14 protein-coding genes and 1 pseudogene are annotated in these 18839 nt (G+C 70.9%); 7 read left to right on the forward strand and 8 right to left on the reverse strand.

The genetic code is table 11. The annotated features are described in order from the left end of the window. Positions 1–126: 126 nt before the first annotated feature. Complete coding sequence (locus H7827_RS24465) at positions 127–996, reverse strand: NAD-dependent epimerase/dehydratase family protein (RefSeq protein ID WP_432747357.1); 870 nt, start codon at positions 994–996, stop codon at positions 127–129. A gap of 172 nt (positions 997–1168) precedes the next feature. On the opposite strand from H7827_RS24465, the gene H7827_RS24470 reads away from it, so the two are divergent. From H7827_RS24470 to H7827_RS24480, 3 genes are all read left to right on the forward strand, one after another. Beyond that, positions 1169–2098, forward strand: coding sequence for a 5-dehydro-4-deoxyglucarate dehydratase (locus H7827_RS24470; protein ID WP_432747358.1), 930 nt, complete (start codon positions 1169–1171; stop codon positions 2096–2098). A 10-nt stretch (positions 2099–2108) separates the two neighbouring features. Next, positions 2109–3281: a hypothetical protein gene (locus tag H7827_RS24475; RefSeq protein WP_432748053.1), complete on the forward strand. Its 1173-nt coding sequence runs from the start codon at positions 2109–2111 to the stop codon at positions 3279–3281. 136 nt (positions 3282–3417) lie between these two features. Then, complete coding sequence (locus H7827_RS24480; RefSeq protein WP_386535202.1) at positions 3418–4830, forward strand: NCS2 family permease; 1413 nt, start codon at positions 3418–3420, stop codon at positions 4828–4830. A 77-nt stretch (positions 4831–4907) separates the two neighbouring features. On the opposite strand, the gene H7827_RS24485 is transcribed toward H7827_RS24480, so the two are convergent. Then, positions 4908–5678: an IclR family transcriptional regulator gene (locus H7827_RS24485; RefSeq protein WP_432747359.1), complete on the reverse strand. Its 771-nt coding sequence runs from the start codon at positions 5676–5678 to the stop codon at positions 4908–4910. Between the two features lie 123 nt (positions 5679–5801). Here H7827_RS24485 and H7827_RS24490 point away from each other — a divergent pair. After that, positions 5802–7323 (forward strand): annotated as a pseudogene (locus H7827_RS24490) (aldehyde dehydrogenase (NADP(+))). A gap of 392 nt (positions 7324–7715) precedes the next feature. Here the strand turns inward: H7827_RS24490 and H7827_RS24495 are convergent. Continuing rightward, the gene (locus H7827_RS24495) at positions 7716–8204 is read right to left on the reverse strand and encodes an Ig-like domain-containing protein (protein ID WP_432747360.1); all 489 of its coding nucleotides are present in this window, start codon (positions 8202–8204) and stop codon (positions 7716–7718) included. 602 nt (positions 8205–8806) lie between these two features. Between H7827_RS24495 and H7827_RS24500 the strand changes: the two genes are divergently transcribed. From H7827_RS24500 to H7827_RS24510, 3 genes are all read left to right on the forward strand, one after another. Then, positions 8807–9604 (forward strand): IPT/TIG domain-containing protein, encoded by a 798-nt coding sequence (locus H7827_RS24500; RefSeq protein WP_386535212.1) that lies wholly within the window; start codon positions 8807–8809, stop codon positions 9602–9604. A gap of 128 nt (positions 9605–9732) precedes the next feature. Beyond that, complete coding sequence (locus H7827_RS24505) at positions 9733–11700, forward strand: IPT/TIG domain-containing protein (protein ID WP_432747361.1); 1968 nt, start codon at positions 9733–9735, stop codon at positions 11698–11700. A 365-nt stretch (positions 11701–12065) separates the two neighbouring features. Next, complete coding sequence (locus tag H7827_RS24510) at positions 12066–14009, forward strand: PhoX family protein (RefSeq protein WP_432747362.1); 1944 nt, start codon at positions 12066–12068, stop codon at positions 14007–14009. A 96-nt stretch (positions 14010–14105) separates the two neighbouring features. On the opposite strand, the gene H7827_RS24515 is transcribed toward H7827_RS24510, so the two are convergent. From H7827_RS24515 to H7827_RS24535, 5 genes are read right to left on the reverse strand one after another with little or no spacing between them, the layout of a single operon-like run. Next, on the reverse strand, positions 14106–14702 hold the full coding sequence (locus H7827_RS24515) for a DJ-1/PfpI family protein (RefSeq protein WP_432747363.1): 597 nt from the start codon (positions 14700–14702) through the stop codon (positions 14106–14108). A 12-nt stretch (positions 14703–14714) separates the two neighbouring features. Further along, positions 14715–15746 (reverse strand): LacI family DNA-binding transcriptional regulator, encoded by a 1032-nt coding sequence (locus H7827_RS24520; protein ID WP_432747364.1) that lies wholly within the window; start codon positions 15744–15746, stop codon positions 14715–14717. Further along, positions 15743–16603 (reverse strand): carbohydrate ABC transporter permease, encoded by an 861-nt coding sequence (locus H7827_RS24525; protein WP_030733877.1) that lies wholly within the window; start codon positions 16601–16603, stop codon positions 15743–15745. Before H7827_RS24525 ends, H7827_RS24520 begins: the two co-directional genes overlap by 4 nt. Further along, the gene (locus H7827_RS24530) at positions 16600–17523 is read right to left on the reverse strand and encodes a carbohydrate ABC transporter permease (RefSeq protein WP_030733875.1); all 924 of its coding nucleotides are present in this window, start codon (positions 17521–17523) and stop codon (positions 16600–16602) included. The genes H7827_RS24525 and H7827_RS24530 overlap by 4 nt, the downstream gene beginning before the upstream one ends. Next, positions 17520–18818, reverse strand: a complete 1299-nt coding sequence (locus H7827_RS24535; RefSeq protein WP_386535227.1) for an ABC transporter substrate-binding protein — start codon at positions 18816–18818, stop codon at positions 17520–17522. Before H7827_RS24535 ends, H7827_RS24530 begins: the two co-directional genes overlap by 4 nt. Between the last annotated feature and the right edge of the window lie 21 nt (positions 18819–18839).

Consider the following 18839-nt stretch of genomic DNA (forward strand, 5'->3'; position numbering starts at 1 on the left):
CACCCCGTACGACGTGACTGCCCCTCGGCCTCACTTTGCCGGGGAACCGGGCGAGAGCGCCGCCGCGCGCACCCGCCGGGACCGGGCGGGCCCAGACCGGTCCCGCCCGGCGTCCCGCCGCCGCGCTCAGTCCGCCTCGGGGGTCGGGTGCGGCCGGTGCCCGACCGGCCACTGGGGCGGGCTGGTGACGAAGTGCCCGCCCAGGTGCGCCTGATCGGGGTTGGCCAGGTCCAGCTCGCCCTGTTCGGCGATCAGCTTCTCCGCGAACTTCTCGGAGTCGTCCTGCGGCGCGTAGCCGAGCCCGCGCGCGGTGGCCAGGTCCCACACCAGGCGGGTGTTGGCCGAGGAGCCGTAGACCACGGTGTGGCCGACCTCCCGCGCCGTCAGCGCGGCGTGGAAGAGCCGGGCCCCGTCCTCCGGGCTCAGCCACATCGACAGCATCCGCACCGAGTTGGGTTCGGGGAACAGCGACCCGATCCGGACGGACACCGTCTCCATGCCGTGCTTGTCCCAGTACAGCTGGGCCAGGTCCTCGCCGAAGCACTTGGACAGGCCGTAGAAGGTGTCGGGCCGGTGCGGGGCGTCGGCCGGCAGCAGCGGGGTGTCCGCGCCGGCGGCGGGCCACGGGTGGTAGCCCATCGCGTGGTTGCTGGAGGCGAAGACGACCCGGCGCACACCTTCCTCGCGGGCGGCCTCGTAGAGGTTGTAGGTGCCCTCGATATTGGCGCGCAGGATCTTCTCGAAGGAGGACTCCAGGGAGATCCCCGCGAGATGGAGAATGGCGTCGGTCCCGCGCACCGCCTCACGCAGTGCGTCCCGGTCACCGAGGTCGGCGATGATGGCCTCGGGGGCGCCGGGCACGGGGACCACATCGAGCAGCCGCAGCGTATAGCCGTAAGCGGGGAGCAGTTCCCGCATCAGGGTGCCCACGCCGCCGGCGGCTCCGGTGAGCAGAACCGTGGATCCGGTACGACCTGTGGGCTCAGCGGCACTCATCGAGTCTCCATCCATAAATATCGTTCATATATCGGGACACGCTAAGTGGTCGCCGTGTGCCCGTCAACGTGCTGTCAATGACCTGTTGACCATTGATTCCGTACTCATCTAGCGTGGTCGTTCAGGTATATGGACGATAGTCATCATCCTGTACGAGTCCCTGGGGGCCCGCATGACGACCACCTCACTCGCCACCCGGCTGGCGGGTCCGCTCTTCTTCCCCGTGACCGCCTACGGACCGGACGGCGCCCTCGCCACCGACACCTACCGTGCCCATCTGCGCGCCGGGATCGAAGCGGGCGCCGGAGCCATCTTCGCCTGTTGCGGGACCGGGGAGTTCCACGCCCTGACCCCCCACGAGTTCCGCACCTGTGTCGCCGCCGCCGTCGAGGAGGCCGCCGGACGCGTCCCCGTGGTCGCCGGCACCGGCTACGGCACCGCACTCGCCGTGGACTTCGCGCGCAGCGCGGAGGCCGCCGGCGCCGACGGACTGCTCGCCCTGCCGCCCTACCTGGTGCGCGCCGAACAGCACGGCCTGCTCGACCACTACACCCGGATCGCCGCCGCCACCAGCCTGGACGTCATCGTCTACCAGCGCGACAACGCGGTCTTCACCCCCGCCACCGTCGTCGAACTCGCCCGCGTCCCCGGCATCACCGGCTTCAAGGACGGCCTGGGCGACCTCGACCTGCTCCAGCGCGTCATCAGCGCGGTGCGCACCGAAGCCCCCGGCGAGGAGTTCCGCTACTTCAACGGACTGCCCACCGCCGAACTCACCCAGAGCGCCTACCGCGCCCTGGGCGTGGACCTCTACTCCTCCGCCGTCTTCTGCTTCGCCCCCGAGATCGCCCTCGCCTTCCACACCGCGCTCGCCACCGGCGACCGGGACACCGCCGACCGGCTCCTGGACGGCTTCTACCGGCCCCTGGTCGAGCTGCGCGACCGGGGCAAGGGCTACGCCGTCTCCCTGGTCAAGGCCGGGGTACGGCTGCGCGGCCTGGACGTCGGCCCGGTGCGCGCCCCGCTCACCGAGCCCGCCCCCGCCCATGTCACCGAACTCGCCGCGCTCATCGAGCGCGGCCTCACCCTGCTAGGACGCTGACCCGATGCCGATGCGCACCGCCGCCTTCCTCTACCCCTGGGACGTCACCGGCGACCCCGCCGCCCCCGAGCTGATCGCCGGCCTCGGCGTCCAGCAGGTCACCCTCGCCGCCGCGTACCACGCCACCCGCGCCCTCACCCCGCGCCACCCCGGCCACCGCATCGTCACGGCCCGGCACTCCGCCGTGTACTACCCGGCCGACCCCGCGCACTGGGCGGGATCCGCGCTGCGCCCCGCCGCCCAGACCTGGCTGCCGGGCGACGACCCGTACGGCGAGGCCGCCGGCGCGCTCACCGCCGCCGGGCTCGACGTCCACTCGTGGGTGATCCTGGCCCACAACTCCCGGCTCGGCCGCGAGCACCCCGACAGCACGGTGCGCAACGCGCACGGCGACCACTACCCGTGGGCGCCGTGCGTCGCGCGCCCCGAAGTGCGCGCGTACGCGGTCCGGCTGGCCGCCGAGGCCGCGGTGCGCCCCGGCACCACCGGCACCGAGCTGGAGTCCTGCGGCTGGTACGGCCTGGAGCACCCGCACGCGCACGACAAGATCGCCGGGGCCCCGCTGGGGGAGTACGGGCGGTGGCTGATGTCCCTGTGCTTCTGCGCCGTGTGCGAGCGGGGGTACGCGGAGCACGGCGCGGAACCGCGGGGTCTGTGCGCCCGGGTGCGGGAGCTGCTGGCCCCCGCCTGGGAGGGGCGGGCCGTCGAGGGCGAGCTGAGCGACCAGGACGCGGCGGCGGTGGCCGGCTGGCGCGGCGCCGCGGCCGACACCTTCCAGCGGGAGACGGTGGCCGCCGTACAGGAGCGGGCCCGCGAACGCGGACTGCCGGACTTCCGGGTGCTGCTGCACGCCCACCCGGCGCCCCGCGCCCTGGGCGCCAACGCCGGCGTCGACCCGAAGGCGGTGCTGGACCACGCGGACGGGGTGGTGCTGCCGTGCACCGGCGACGAGCGGGCCCGTACCGCCGTGCTGCCGCCGTTCGCCGCGCACCGCCGGGCCGGCACCGTGCTGGCGGCCAACTTCCAGGTCGTCGCGGGAATGGGGGGCAGCCCCGGTACCCTGGTGGACGACGCCGCACACGCCGCCTCTCTGGGCGCCACCGAACTGCGGCTCTACCACGCCGGCCTGGCCACCGCCGATGATCTGGCCCTGGTCCGGCACGCTCTCGCCCGGCTGCCCTGAGCGGTGCCCCGAGAACGCGATTCCGTAACGGTGCGGCATCGTGTTACACCGCGTAAACCTTTCCGGCTGGCTTGGCAGGCAGAATCCCCCGGTCGCACACCTTCGTGCCACCCGGACCACATCACCGAGGAAGCCCATGCCGTCCCGCCCCGCGCTCATCGAACGTGCCGACACCTTCTTCCAGATATCGGCGCGCGGCTCCACCCTGGGCCGGGAGGTGCGCGGCGGGCTCGCCACGTTCTTCGCCATGGCCTACATCCTGGTGCTGAACCCGATCATCCTCAGCGGCGCCGAGGACGCCTACGGCAACCAGCTGGACTTCCAGCAGGTGGTCACCGCCACCGCGCTGGTGGCGGCGATCATGACCGTGCTGATGGGCATCACCGCGAACCTGCCGCTGGCGCTGGCCGCCGGGCTCGGCATCAACGCGATGGTCGCCTACCAGATCGCGCCCCGGATGAGCTGGCCCGACGCCATGGGCCTGGTGGTGATCGAAGGGCTCATCCTGTGCGCCCTGGCGGCCACCGGGCTGCGGCAGAAGGTGATGGACGCGATCCCGATGGCGCTCAAGCAGGCCATCGGGGTCGGCATCGGCATGTTCATCGCCCTGATCGGCTTCGTGAACGCCGGCTTCACCGCCCCCGGCGACGGCACCCCGCTGTCCCTGGGCGCCACCGGCGAGCTGACCGGCTGGCCGGTGCTGGTGTTCTGCCTGGGCCTGCTGCTGACGCTGGCGCTGATGGCCCGCAGGACCAAGGGCGCCATCCTCATCTCGATCGCCGTCACCACCGTCGTGGCGATCATCATCAACTCCATCGCCGACATCGACGACCTGGCCTGGGGCCTGACCGTGCCCCAGCTGCCGGACGACATCGTCGGCACCCCCGACTTCGGCCTGCTCGGCCAGTTCAGCCTGCTGGGCGCGTTCGGTGAGATCACCTGGATCACCGTGCTGCTCATCACCTTCACGCTGTTCCTGACCGACTTCTTCGACAGCATGGGCACCGCGGTCGCCGTCTCCGGCGAGGCCGGGCTGCTGGATGAGAAGGGCCGGGTGCCGCGCCTGGGCCGGCTGCTGTTCGTGGACGGCATGGCGGCTGTCGCGGGCGGGGCGGCCTCCGCCTCCTCGGGCACCTCGTACATCGAGTCGGCGGCCGGCGTCGGTGAGGGCGCCCGTACCGGCTTCGCCAACCTGATCACCGGCGCGCTGTTCGCGCTGGCGCTGCTGTTCGCCCCGCTGGCGGCGGTGGTCCCGGCCCAGGCGGCGGCGCCCGCCCTGGTGGCGGTCGGCTTCCTGATGATGACGCAGGTGGCCCGGATCGACTGGAACGACTACACCCTGGCCGTCCCGGCGTTCGTCACCATCGCCGTGATGCCCTTCACCTACTCGATCACCAACGGCATCGGCGCCGGCTTCGTCACCTACGTGCTGATGAAGATCGCGACCGGCCGGATCCGCGAGATCAACTGGATGCTGTGGCTGACCGGCGCCCTGTTCGTGATCTACTTCGCGATCGACCCGGTGCAGCAGGTGCTCGGCGTCAGCTGACGCCCGGGAGAACGGCACGACGACGCCCCCCCGGCCCGTCATCACGGGCCGGGGGGCGTCGCGCGTCGGGCTCTGCGTCACAGGTGACGGGTGGCCAGCGTGAGCCGGTCCCGCGCGTGCAGCATCGCCTCCCTGATCTGCTGCTCGTGAGAGGGGGTCAGCCGGGCCACCGGGACCGAGCAGCTGATCGCGTCGCGCGCCGGGGTCCGGTACGGGATGGCCACCCCGTAGCAGGTCAGCCCCACGGTGTTCTCCTCGCGGTCGATCGCGTAACCGCGCTCGCGCACCGTCCCCAGCTCCTCGATCAGCTGCTCCCGGTCCGTGACGGTGTGCTCGGTCAGCGCCTCCAGCTCCGGCGGCAGCAGCTCCCGGATCCGCTCGTCCGGATACGTGGCCAGCAGCGCCTTGCCCAGCGAGGTGGAGTGCGCCGGCAGCCGGCGGCCGACCCGGGTGAACGGGCGCAGATAGTGGTCCGACTGCCGGGTGGCCAGATAGACCACACTGGTGCCGTCCAGGCGGGCCAGGTGGATGGTCTCGGTGGTCTCGTCCGAGAGCCGGTCCAGCGTCGTGCGCGCCGCGGCCACCACCTCGTCGCCGTCGATGTACGAGGTGCCCACCAGCAGTGCCCGCACCCCGATGCCGTACCGGGTGCCGGTCGGGTCGGTCTCCACCCAGCCGAGCTCCACCAGGGTGCGCAGCAGCATGTACAGACTCGACTTCGGGTAGCCGACCGCCGACTGCACGTCGGCGAGCGAGTGCATACCGGGACGTCCCGCGAAGAACTCCAGCAGTTCCACGGTCCGCACCGCGGATTTGACCGGGGATGCGCCTGTCTCACCGGCTGCCATCGACCTTGACCCCTTTGTTCGAACCGCTATAGAGTCACTGCACGTTCCCTATTCACATACAGGGACGGTGTTCAGCATATCGAACGTTCAGTGCGGGAGGAACGACCGGTGCCAGCAGAACCAGTGTGGAGCGTGGACCCCCGGACCGGAAAGCGGCGGGAACAGGTCACCACCGAGGCCACCGCCGCCGACGTGGACCAGGCCGTCCGCGCCGCGCACGCCACGGTGGGGCGGCTCGCCGACCGTGACACCCGGATCGCCCTGCTGCGGGCCGCCGCGGACGAGCTGGAGGCCGACCGCGAAGCCATCATTGCCGCGGCCGACGCCGAGACCGCCCTGGGCCTGCCCCGGCTGACCGGCGAGCTGGGCCGCACCACCGGCCAGCTGCGCGCCTTCGCCGACGAGGTCGAGGACGGCGCCTACCTCGGCGTCATCATCGACCACGCCGACGCCTCCCTCACCCCGCCCCGGCCCGATCTGCGCCGCTACAAGATCCCGCTGGGCGTGGTCGCGGTCTACTCCGCCTCCAACTTCCCGCTCGCCTTCTCCGTGCCCGGCGGCGACACCGCCTCCGCGCTCGCCGCCGGCTGCCCCGTCGTCGTCAAGGCCCACCCCGACCACCCCGCCACCTCCGCCCTGACCGGCGCCGCGCTGCGCCGCGCCGCCGCCCGGGTGGGGCTGCCGGAGGACGTCGTCTCGGTGGTGCACGGCTTCGAGGCCGGCATCGAGCTGATCAAGCACCCGCTGGTCTCGGCGGCCGGTTTCACCGGCTCGGTACGCGGCGGACGCGCGCTGTTCGACGCCGCCGCCGCCCGGCCCACCCCCATCCCCTTCCACGGCGAGCTGGGCAGCCTCAACCCGGTCGTCATCACCGAGGCCGCCGCCGCCGAGCGCGCCGAGGAGATCGGCGAGGGCCTGGCCGGCTCGGTCACCCTGGGCACCGGCCAGTTCTGCGTGAAGCCCGGACTCGTCCTCGCCCCGCAGGGCGAGGCGGGCGACCGGCTGGTGGCCACCCTCGGCGAGAAGCTCGCCGCCGCCGCCCCCCGGGGTCCTGCTGGACACCCGGATGCGCGACAACTTCATCAACGGCGTCGCCGCCCGTACGGAGCTGGCGGAGGTCACCACCAGCACCGCCGCCGGCGGCGGCGAGGAGCAGACGGTCGTTCCCGGCTTCCTCACGGTGCCCGCCGCCCGGCTCGCGGAGGACGGCAGCGCCCACGAACTCCTGATCGAGGAGTGCTTCGGGCCGGTCACCGTGATCGCCCGCTACAGCGACAGCCAGGAGGTCAGCCAGGTCCTCGACCGGCTGCCCGGCAACCTCACCGCCACGGTGCAGCTGAGCACGGCCGAGGCGGCGGGGGAGAGCGGCGAAGGCGCCGCGCTCGTCGCCGAGCTGACCCCGCTGGCCGGCCGGGTCCTGGTCAACGGCTGGCCCACCGGCGTCGCGGTCACCACCGCGCAGCACCACGGTGGCCCGTACCCCGCCACCACCTCCACCTCCACCTCGGTGGGCGCCACGGCCATCGAACGCTGGCTGCGCCCGGTCGCCTACCAGTCCACCCCCCAGGCCCTGCTCCCGCAGGAACTGAAGGACGCCAACCCGCTGGGCCTGCCCCGCCGGGTGAACGGCAAGCGCGAGGGATAGGTGTACTGACCGCAGAGGTTGGCCACGGAGTTCACGGTTGGCTGATCTCGACATGGGTGAGGGCCTTCCGGCCTGGTGCGGATCGCGACATCCGTACCGGCGCCGGCAAGGCCCTCATCCCGTTGTGCGCGCCCGTTCCAGCCTCCGGACGCGGGTTCACCCGCCCGCCGTTCGGCTGCGGGGCCATCGGCGCGCGGTCCCTGCCCGGCTCGACGAGATGGTCGAGCCCGCCGGTTCCCCCCGGCCACGGGCGGTCCGACGGGGGCGGAACGGCATCGCGCCGTGACGTGGTTCGCCCTCCCACGGCCCTGTGGCCGCCGGGACGTGACAGCGCTTCGGTGCTGTACGGTCCAGCGGCCACGGCGAGCGATGAGCGATCACCGGACGACTGTTCAGCGCACCACGATCACGTTGTTGATGTCGCCGACGGTGAAGTTGATCAGACTGCCGCAGACGAGGGCGCACCAGCCGAAGGGCGGAGTGGGGGGAACGGGCGCGGCGGACACCACGACCGTGGTCTCGTCGTTCGAGGCGGCACACACATCATTGCCGTTGTAGGCGGCGGTGATGGTGTGGGCGCCTTCGGTGGCGAAGGTCGTGCTGTACGTCGCCACGCCGTCCGATCCGACCGGCACCGTGGCGAGGAGGTCGGGCCCGTCGAAGAACGTCACGCCCAGACCGCCGCTCGGGTCCTGGGAGCAGCTGACCGTCGCGGTCAGGGTCACGGGCGAGCCGACGGTCGCGGTCGCGGGTGACGCCGTGACGGTGGTGCTCGAGGGCTCCAGGGCCGCTGCCGGGGTGCCCAGCGCGAATACCATGACGAGCGCCGAGAAGAACGCCGTCCTCCAGAATTTCAATCCCTGCCAATGTGTCACCGACATGACTCCTTGAACTGTAGGTCTTCCGGGCCTTTCCAACTCCCCGGATAAGCAAGGACCGTAGCTGCGGTCATATCGATGAAGTGGAAGGCGCTCGCGAAAGCGGACCACTTGGGTCACGTGGAATCACTCGCAGGGATCCACGCCGTCATTTTCGGATTATCGGCGTTTCCGGATCCTTTGCTGCCGGACCTTTCCCGAGTGATCGAAAAAGGTCCGTTGAATCGATTCCGCCGCTATTCCCCTGTCGCTGAATAGCGCCTGCCCTGGAAGATCCATTGAATTCCACGGGACGTCACACATCTATCTGTAGGCCGCACTGGAAACATGAATGTAACTCCTTCGAGTGATGTGTTGTTCCTTTCTCTTGCTGCCTTTCACACCCGAATGGCTCACTTGCTGATGTCCAAACAGGTGGGCCGCCGCCCATCCACCCGCCGGGGAGATCGGCGGCAGTGCTGCGACTCCCATGACGCCTCCGCTCGGCAGCCCGGTGACGAAGTCCCGGAGGTGCGATCGGACGCACCGCCGGGTGCCTGCTTCCGCGGGGCGCAGGTACGGAAAGCGGCGGCACAACCACCACGCGACCGCACAGGAGGATTCGGATGGCACCCGTCATCACTTCCATCACTCCCACCCAAGGCACGGCCGGCACCGTAGTGACCATCACCGGCACCGGGTTCGGCGCACTCGCCACGACGCCGACCGTCCACTTCGGCAACACGAACGTGACCGGCACGGTCACCACGGCCAACACCCAGATCACCGTGACCGCCCCCGGCGGGTGCGCCGGGCAGGTCAACGTCACCGTGACGGTGGGCGCCTCCACCAGCAACGGCAAGCCGTTCTTCTACGTCGCCGCGCCCACGATCGCGGGCGTGAACCCCAACGTCGGCCCCGACACCTCGCCGCCCTCCATCACCCTCTACGGCAGCGGGTTCGCCACCGCCACGGTGGTCACCTTCGGCGCCGCGGGCCCCGGAACGCTCGGTCCCGTCGTCAGTGACTCCCAGCGCACTGCCACCCCGCCCTCCTTCCCCGTCACGGGCGCACCGGTCACGGTCAATGTCACGGTGACCAACCCGGGCGGGGCCAGCCCCATCACCGGCGCCTCCGGTCAGTACACCTACTACGACCAGCCGACGGTTCTCTCCATCTCCCCCTCCACCGGGTCGCCCGGCGACACGGGTGTCCTCATCACGGGCACCGGTTTCTACGACGTCAGCGCCGTCACCTTCACCGACCCCGCCGGCCCGACGGACTACCCCGCCGACTTCGTCGCGCTCAGCGCAACCCAGCTGATCGTGACGGTTCCCCCCACCGCCCCGGTGGGAACGGCGCTCAACGTGACCGTCACCAACCCCGGCGGCACCACCACTCCCCCCGTGGTCTTCACCACCTGACCTCCGCAAGCCGTGTGTGCCCTGGGCGACCAGGGCACACACGCCCATCCAACGGACGGGAGCCGACGGCTCCCCCTGCGGAAAGCGACCCCTCGCCGGAACGAGGGACGAGTAAGGAAGGCCGTTTCATGCCACCGGTGATCAGTGCACTCAACCCCGCTCAGGGGCCCGAAGCGGGCGGTAACCCGGTCGTTATCTCAGGCGTCGGCTTCGTCGGCGTCACCTCCGTACGCTTCGGCGCGAACAACGCCACCTACACCGTCCTCAGCACCTCCTCCATCAGGGCCGTCGCCCCTCCGGGTGTCGGGCAGGCGATCGTCAGGGTGACTGCGCCGAGCGGGTCAAGCAATGGTTTGCCGTATGTGTATGTGGCGGCGCCGGTGTTGACGGCGTTGTCGCCTTCGCAGGGTCCTGCGGTGGGTGGGAATCAGGTGGTGCTCACCGGTTCGGGGTTCACCGGTGCGAGTGTGGTGCGTTTTGGTGCGGTGTCGGCTGTTTTTACGGTGAACAGTGCGACGCAGATTACTGCTACGGCCCCGGCGGGGTCGGGTTCGGTGTCGGTGACGGTGACGACGCCGGGCGGGACGAGTAATGGTTTGCCGTATGTGTATGTGGCGGCGCCGGTATTGACGGCGTTGTCGCCTTCGCAGGGTCCTGCGGTGGGTGGGAATCAGGTGGTGCTCACCGGTTCGGGGTTCACCGGTGCGAGTGTGGTGCGTTTTGGTGCGGTGTCGGCTGTTTTTACGGTGAACAGTGCGACGCAGATTACTGCTACGGCCCCGGCGGGGTCGGGTTCGGTGTCGGTGACGGTGACGACGCCGGGCGGGACGAGTAATGGTTTGCCGTATGTGTATGTGGCGGCGCCGGTATTGACGGCGTTGTCGCCTTCGCAGGGTCCTGCGGTGGGTGGGAATCAGGTGGTGCTCACGGGCACGGGGTTCACCGGTGCCACTGTGGTGCGTTTTGGTGCGGTGCCGGCCGTCTTCACGGTGAACAGCGCCACACAGATCACCGCTACGGCCCCGGCGGGGTCGGGTTCGGTGTCGGTGACGGTGACGACGCCGGGCGGAACCAGCAACGGTTTGCCGTATGTGTATGTGGCGGCGCCGGTATTGACGGCGTTGTCCCCACCGCAGGGTCCCGAGGCCGGTGGGAATCAGGTGGTGCTCACCGGTACGGGGTTCACGGGCGCCACTGTGGTGCGTTTTGGTGCGGTGCCGGCCGTCTTCACGGTGAACAGCGCCACACAGATCACCGCTACGGCCCCGGCGGGGTCGGGTTCGGTGTCGGTGACGGTGACGACGCCGGGCGGAACCAGCAACGGTTTGCCGTATGTGTATGTGGCGGCGCCGGTCCTGTACTCGCTCGTACCAGGCCAGGGTCCCGAGGCCGGTGGGAATCAGGTGGTGCTCACCGGTACGGGATTCACGGGCGCTACCGTGGTGCGTTTTGGTGCGGTGCCGGCCGTCTTCACGGTGAACAGCGCCACACAGATCACCGCTACCGCCCCGGCGGGCGTGGGCTCCGTAGCGGTGACCGTGACGACACCCAGTGGCACCAGCAACAGCGTGACCTACGCCTACACCGTGACGCCGGCGCCCACACTCACCGACCTCGACCCCCATTTCGGGCCCACCGGCGGAGGCAACACCGTCACCATCTTCGGCACCAATCTGACCGGTACCACCGCCGTCAACTTCGACGGCCAGCTCGCCGGCTCCGTCGTGGTCGTGAGCGCCAATCAGGTCACGGCGACAGCGCCGCCCGGCACCGGCACCGTGGTGGTGACCGTCACCAACCCGGGGGGGACCAGCGACCCGAACATCGGCAACCCGTACTACACGTACGTCGCGCAGCCCGCCCTGACCAGCCTCGTCCCCGACACCGGCCCCGCCACCGGCGGCACCGGCGTCACCATCACCGGCACGGAGCTCACTTACACGGAACAGGTCTTCTTCGGCGCCACGCCGGCCAGCTTCGCCGCTGTCTCCGACAACATCGTCCTCGCCACCTCGCCGCCCGGCGCCGGAAGCGTCCCCGTCACCGTGCAAACCCCCGGCGGCACCAGCAACTCACTGACGTTCACCTATCAGTGACCGAACCGTCCCGGGGTCGAAGTCCGGCCCCTCGCCCCGGGACACCGGAGCTGGCCGCCCGCAGGGCCACAGCCGTCCTGCTCCGGCCCGCGCGGCGGTGGGCGGAGGCGGGACGGGCTCGCGGTGATCGTCGCCATGGCGCAGGGGCCGGTGGCCCCCCCCACGCCATGGCGCCTCCTTGGCCAGGGAGCCGTGAGCCGGCCAGGGGGACAGAACATCTCGGAGGGGGAACCGGCGGCCGGGGCCGTCCGCCGCTGCGCTGTCCGGCGAAAACTGGTCGTGTTGTCACCTTTGATGCTTCACGTGACCCCTGATCGCTCCTAACCTCTCGGAAATGTCCTGTTTCCGGAAGTAAGGATCAGCGGATGTCCGTCCAGCGTCGCCCGGTCTTCCCTGAGTTCGACCCGGACGAGGTGAGTTCCAACCCCTCGGCCAACCGGCCCTTCCACGAGGTCGCCGCCGCCCGGTTCAGCCGGCGGTCCGTGCTCGCCTCCGGCGCCGTCGCCGCCGCGGCCGGGTTTCTCACCGGGAGTACCGGTACCGCCCAGGCCACCCCGGGCCCCGCGCCGGCGGGGCCCACCGGCCGCCGGCCCACCCTCGGCTTCACCCCGGTCCCCACCTCCGACGCCGATGGGATCACCCTCCCCGCCGGGTACGAGGCACAGGTCATCATCCCCTGGGGCACCCCGATCCGCCCCGGCGGACCCGCCTGGCGCAAGGACGCCTCCAACTCCGCCGCGGACCAGGCCGAGCAGGTCGGCATGAACCACGACGGCATGCACTTCTTCCCACTCGGCAAGGGCGCCGAGGGCAGCCGCCGCGGCATGCTCGTCCTCAACCACGAGTACATCGACCAGCAACTCCTCTTCCCCGACGGGGACGCCGAGATGACCCGCGAGAAGGTCGCCAAGGCCCTCGCCGCGCACGGCGTCAGCATCGTCGAACTCGTCCGCACCGACGACCACGGCTGGCAGGTCGCCGACTCCCCGCGCGCCCGGCGCGTCACCACCGACACCCCTGTCACCTTCTCCGGACCGGTGGGCCCGCGGCACCCCGCGCTGCGCGCCGACGGCCCGCCCCGGGGCACCATCAACAACTGCTCGCACGGCGTGACCCCCTGGGGCACCTACCTCGCCTGCGAGGAGAACTTCAACGCCTACTTCGGCACCGAGCGCCCCGGTTGGGAACCCACCCCCGAGCAGGCCCGGTACGGCATCGACCACGAGGGCTTCGGCTACCGCTGGCACGAGGCGGACCCCCGCTTCGACATCGCCGTCAACCCGCACGAGGCCAACCGGTTCGGCTGGGTCGTGGAGATCGACCCCATGGATCCCGACGCCGTCCCCGTCAAACGCACCGCGCTGGGCCGCATCAAGCACGAGGGCTGCGTCACCACCGAGGCGCGCGGCCGGATCGTCGCCTACACCGGGGACGACCAGGACGGCGACTACCTCTACAAGTTCATCGGCGAGGGCACCTGGCGCGACCAGCGCGCCCGGGGCCGCAGCCCCCTGGACCACGGCACGCTGTACGTCGCCCGGTTCGAGGACGACGGCACGGGCCGCTGGCTGCCGCTCACCCACGGCACCGGGCCGCTGACCCGCGCGGGCGGCTGGGCGGATCAGGCCGATGTGCTGCTGCGCACCCGCGAGGCCGCCGACGCGCTCGGCGCCACCCCGATGGACCGACCCGAGTGGATCGCCGTCAACCCCGGCAACCAGGACGTGTACTGCTCGCTCACCAACGGCAGCGGCCGGGGCGGCGCCGCCAACCCCCGTACGCCCAACCCGTACGGGCACATCATCCGCTGGCGCGAGTCCCGAGGTGACAACACGGCCACCACGTTCACCTGGGACATCTTCCTGCTGGCCGGCGATCCGGCGTACGACGAGCGCACCGATCTCAGCGAGGACACCCGCTTCGGATCGCCCGACGGCCTGTGGTTCGACCCGGACGGCCGGCTGTGGATCCTCACCGATGTCTCCAACTCCTCCCAGAACCTGCCGGAGAAGGGTTACGACCGCATCGGCAACAACCAGATGCTCGCCGCCGACCCGCACACGGGCGAGATCCGGCGCTTCCTCACCGGGCCGCGCGGCTGCGAGATCACGGGGGTGATCACCACCCCCGACCAGCGCACCCTGTTCGTCAACGTCCAGCACCCCGGCGAGGCCACCCCCGCCTGGGGCGAGCCGACCCCCGGCAACCCCCGGGCGGTCAGCAACTGGCCCGACTTCGACCCCCAGGGCCGCCCGCGCTCCGCGACCCTCGCCATCCGCCGCACGGACGGCGGCGTCATCGGCGCCTAGCGACCGGCCCGTGAGCCCGAGCTCGATCCCGAGCCCGATCCCGCCCCCGTACCGGCAGCCGGTACGGGGGCGGCCCGTCGGCGCTGGCGGCACGGCTCACACGGGCGGTTCCGGGTCGTACTGGATGCCCCGGCGCACCGTCCGGGCGCGTTCCTCACCCGCCAGCCGGGCCACCAGATGCAGCGCCATGTCGATGCCCGCCGAGACCCCGGCCGAGGTGATCAGGTCGCCGTCGTCGACGAAGCGGGTCTCGCGGCGCACCTCGATGGTGGGGTCCAGTTCCGCGAGCCGCTCCAGCGAACCCCAGTGGGTGGTGGCGGGGCGCTCCCTCAACAGGCCGGCCGCCGCGTACACCAGGGAGCCGGTGCACACACTGGTCAGCAGTGGAACCCGGTCCCGCTGGGCGCGCAGCCACGCCAGGTGCTCGGCGTCCGTCAGCTGCGGCCGGGTGCCCTGCCCGCCCGGGTGCAGGAGAACGTCGAGGGCGGGCATCGTGTCCCGTGCGTGATGGGCCGCGACCGTCAGACCCTTGGCGCACTCCACGGGCGCGCCGTCGGCGGAGAAGGTGAACACCTCCCAGCCGTCGCCGGGGAAGTTCCGCGTCCAGTACGCGAGCACCTCCCACGGGCCGATCGCGTCCAACTCCTCGACCTGGGGGAACAGCGCGATGCCGATCCTTCTCATCTCGTCCATGCGGTCATCCCACTACGTGGACTGACGGCGCACCAACTCGGTGGGCAGAATCACCGCCGAGGTGTCCTCCCCGCTGATCCGGGCGAGCAGCAGCCGCACCATCTCCTGGCTGATCCGGTCCCACGGCTGCCGGATCGTGGTCAGCGCGGGCCGTGAGGCCACCGCCGCCGAGGAGTCGTCGAAGCCGCCGACCGCCACGTCCTGCGGCACCCGCCGGCCCGCCGCCGTCAGCGCGGCCAGCGCGCCCTGCGCCATCAGGTCCGAGGCGACGAACAGGGCGTCCAGATCGGGTCGGCGCGCCAGCAGCGCGGTCGCCGCGGCCTCGCCGCCCTCCCTGCTGTAGTCCCCGGTGGCGATCAGCTCCTCCGCGACCGGCAGCCCCGATTCGGTCAGCACCTCCCGGTAGCCTGCCAGCCGTTCCACCCCGCCCGGGGTGTCCAGCGGGCCGGTGACCGTGCCGATCCGGCGCCGGCCAAGACCCACCAGATGGCGCACCATCTCCCGGGCGCCGTCCCGGTCGTCCGCCGCCACGTGCGCCATCCGCCCGCCGGGGCCCATCGGTTTGCCGCACAGCACCACCGGCACCCCTGCCTCGGCCAGCTGTTCGGCCACCGGATCACCGGTGTGGCTGGAGACCAGCAGCACCCCGTCCACGTGCCCGGAGGTCACGTAGCGCAGCAGCCGCCGCTGTTCCTCCCGGGTGCCCGCGATCATCATCAGCAGCGGGATGTCGTGCGCGGCCAGCGCCTGGGTGCAACCGCGCAGCAGCACATTGAAGTTCGGGTCCTCGAAGAACTTCTCCTGCGGCTCCGTCAGCAGGAACGCCGCCGACCCCGACCGGCCGGTGATCAGTGAACGCGCATGCCGGTTTACGACGTAACCGGTCTTGCGGATGGCCTCCTCCACCGCCTTGGCCGAGACGGCCGAGACGTTGTGGCCGCCGTTGAGGAACCGGGAGACGGTGCCCCGGGAGACACCGGCCTCCCGGGCCACGTCGTGGATCGTCGGCGCCCGCCGGCGCCGCGCTGGTACGGACATGGTCATGACTTTACGGCGCCCGAGAGCAGGTCAAGGCTCCAGAAGCGCTGGATGAACAGGAACAGCGCGATGAGCGGGAGCACCGCGAGCAGCGCGCCGATGATCACCAGGGTGTACAGCGCCGGGGTGTTGGCGCCCTGGTTGAGGAGCGTGAAAAGACCCAGCGTCAGCGGGAACTTCTCGTCGTCGCTGAGCATGATGTACGGCAGCAGGAAGTTGTTCCAGATGGCCACGAACTGGAAGAGGAAGATCGTCACCAGCCCCGGTGCCATCATCGGCAGCGCCACGGTACGGAAGATCCGCCACTCCCCGGCCCCGTCCATCCGGCCCGCCTCCACCACATCCGGCGGCACGGCCGCCGCCGCGTAGATCCGCGCCAGATAGATGCCGTACGGGGAGAGGATCACCGGCAGCAGCACCGACAGATGACTGTCGGTCAGCGACACCTCGGCCATCAGCAGATACTGCGGCACCGCCAGGATGACCGGCGGCATCAGCACACCGGCCAGCAGGATGTTGAAGATGGTCTCCCGGCCCCGGAAGCGGTACTGCGCCAGCGCGTATCCGCTGACCGCCGACACGGCGGCGGACAGCAGCGCGCCCAGCCCCGCGTACAGCGCCGAGTTGGCCATCCACGTCCAGTAGACGCCGTCCCGGTACGCCGACAGATCGCTCAGGTTCTCCGCGAAGCCGGTGCCGGGCCAGAAGGTGAAGGTGGAGAACAGCTCGCTGCCGGACTTGGTGGCGGCCATCACCACCCACACCACGGGGAGCAGACAGTAGGCCGCGCCCAGGAACAGCGCCGCCGTGGGCAGCCAGCCGCCCCGGCGCCGGGCACGGAGGGTGGTGGTCGGGGCGGTCATCGGTTCTCCTCCCGCCGGGAACGGGCGTTGGCCACCCGCAGAAAGCCGAAGGACAGCGCGAACGTCACCGCGGCGATGATCACGGCGGTGGCCGAGGCGGAGTGGATGTCGCCGCCCACGAAGGCGTCCTGGTACACCTTCATCAGCGGACTCCAGTTGGTGGACAGGCTGTTGGTGAGCGGCCGCAGCGTGGTCGGCTCGTTGTAGACCTGGAGGGTGGCGATGACCGAGAAGAAGAAGGTCAGCACCAGTGAGGGCGCCACCATGGGGATCTTGATCCGCCAGGCGATCTGCCACTGCGAGCAGCCGTCCAGCCGGGCCGCCTCGTACACCTCGGCCGGGATGGCGCGCAGCGCCGTGTAGATGACGATCATGTTGAAGCCGGTGCCGCCCCACACCGCGATGTTGGCGAGCGCGATGTACAGGGCGCCGCCGCTGAGCAGGTCGGGCTGCGGCAGCCCGAAGGAGTCCAGCAGGTAGTGCAGCGGGCTGACCGAGGGCAGGTAGAGGAAGCCCCACAGCAGCGCCGCGATCACCCCGGGGATGGCGTACGGCAGGAAGATCGCCAGCCGGGTGAAGGCCCGGCCGCGGACCCGGTCGGAGTCCAGCATCAGCGCGAACACCAGGGCCAGGCCCAGCATCACCGGGACCACGATCAGGCCGTAGATCAGCACCCGCAGGGCACCGTCCAGCAGCACCGGGTCGCTCAGCGCCGCGGTGTAGTTGGAGAACCCGGCCCACACCTCGGAGCGGGCGCCGCTGCCCAGGCCCAGGCCCTTGACCTCGATCTTGCGCAGCGACAGGTAGATCGCGTAGCCGATGGGGAGCGCGAAGAACAGCGCGAACAGGACCCCGGCGGGAAGGAGGAACGCGTACGGGGCGCGCCGCGGCGCCCCGTACGACGTGCGGTGCTTCTTCATTCGGTGACCTGGAAGCCGTGGCCGGCGAGGTCGTCGACGGTGGCGCGCTGCATGAGGGTCAGCGCGGCGCCGAAGTCGCTCCGGTCGCGGGCGGCCTGGGCGAACACGTCGTTGAACGTGGAGTACGCGACGTTGGTGTTGGGGCCCCAGGCGGCGGGCGCGGTGCCCTCGGCCACCTCGGCGGCGACGGTGTAGAAGTCGGGCTGGTTGGCGAAGAACTCGGGAGCCTCGGCGAGCGCCTCACCGGTCTGGGCGGCGGTGGCGGCCGGGTAGATCCCGCCGTGGGTGACCAGCGCCGACAGCGCCTCGGGGTCGGTGTTCAGCCAGGTGGCGAACCGCGCGGCCGCGTCCTTGTCGCTCGCGTCGTTGGTGACGGCGGTGGTGGAGCCGCCCCAGGTACCGGTGATGTTCTCGCCGGCGTTCCACTGGGGGAGCGGGGCCATGGCCCACTTGCCGGCCGTGTCGGGGGCCGCGGTGGTGAGGGTGCCGGGGGCCCACACGGCGCTCACCCAGGCGATCTGCTCGCCGGTGTTGAGGGCGTTGTTCCAGGCCGGGGTGTACATGGGCTGGTTGTCGATGGCGCCCTCGGCGACCAGGCCGCCCCAGAAGTCGGCGACCTTCCCGGTGGCCTCGTCGTCGATGGCGACCTTCCACTGATCGCCCTCGGTGGTCCACCACTGGGCGCCGGCCTGCTGGGCGAGCCCGGCGAACAGGCCCGCGTCGTTGGCGGAGAAGGTGGTGAGGGCCTTGTCCGGCTGCTGCTCCTTGAGGTCGCGGGCGGTGTCGGCGAACTCGTCCCAGGTGGTGGGGACGGTCAGCCCGTACTCCTCGAAGAGGTCGGCCCGGTAGTAGAACATCAGCGGACCGGAGTCCTGGGGGATCGCGTACACGGCGTCGGTGCCGAGGGTGACCTGCTGCCACAGTCCCGGGGCGAAGGCGTCCTCGGCGTCGCCGGCCTGCCCGGATATGTCGGCGAGGACATCGTTGCTGACCAGGGTGGGCAGCGCCTGGTACTCGGCCTGCATCAGGTCGGGGGCGTTGCCCGCCTTGGCGGCGGTGATGGTCTTGGTGACCAGGTCGTCGCCGCTGGCCTGCTTCTTCACCGTGACCTGGATGTCGGGGTTGGCGTCGTTCCACAGCTTGACGACTTCGTCCATGCCCGGGGCCCAGGCCCAGTAGGTGAGCTTGACGGGGCCGGATGACGAGGAGGAGTCGTCCGAGGAGCCGCCGCAGCCGGTGAGGGCGAGGGACGAGACGACGGTGGCGGCCAGTACCGCGACGGTGCGGTGATTCATGATGCCTCCCTGGCAGGGACT

Source organism: Streptomyces sp. JH002 (assembly GCF_050916115.1).
In the GTDB taxonomy this organism is placed as follows: Bacteria; Actinomycetota; Actinomycetes; order Streptomycetales; family Streptomycetaceae; genus Streptomyces; species Streptomyces xiamenensis.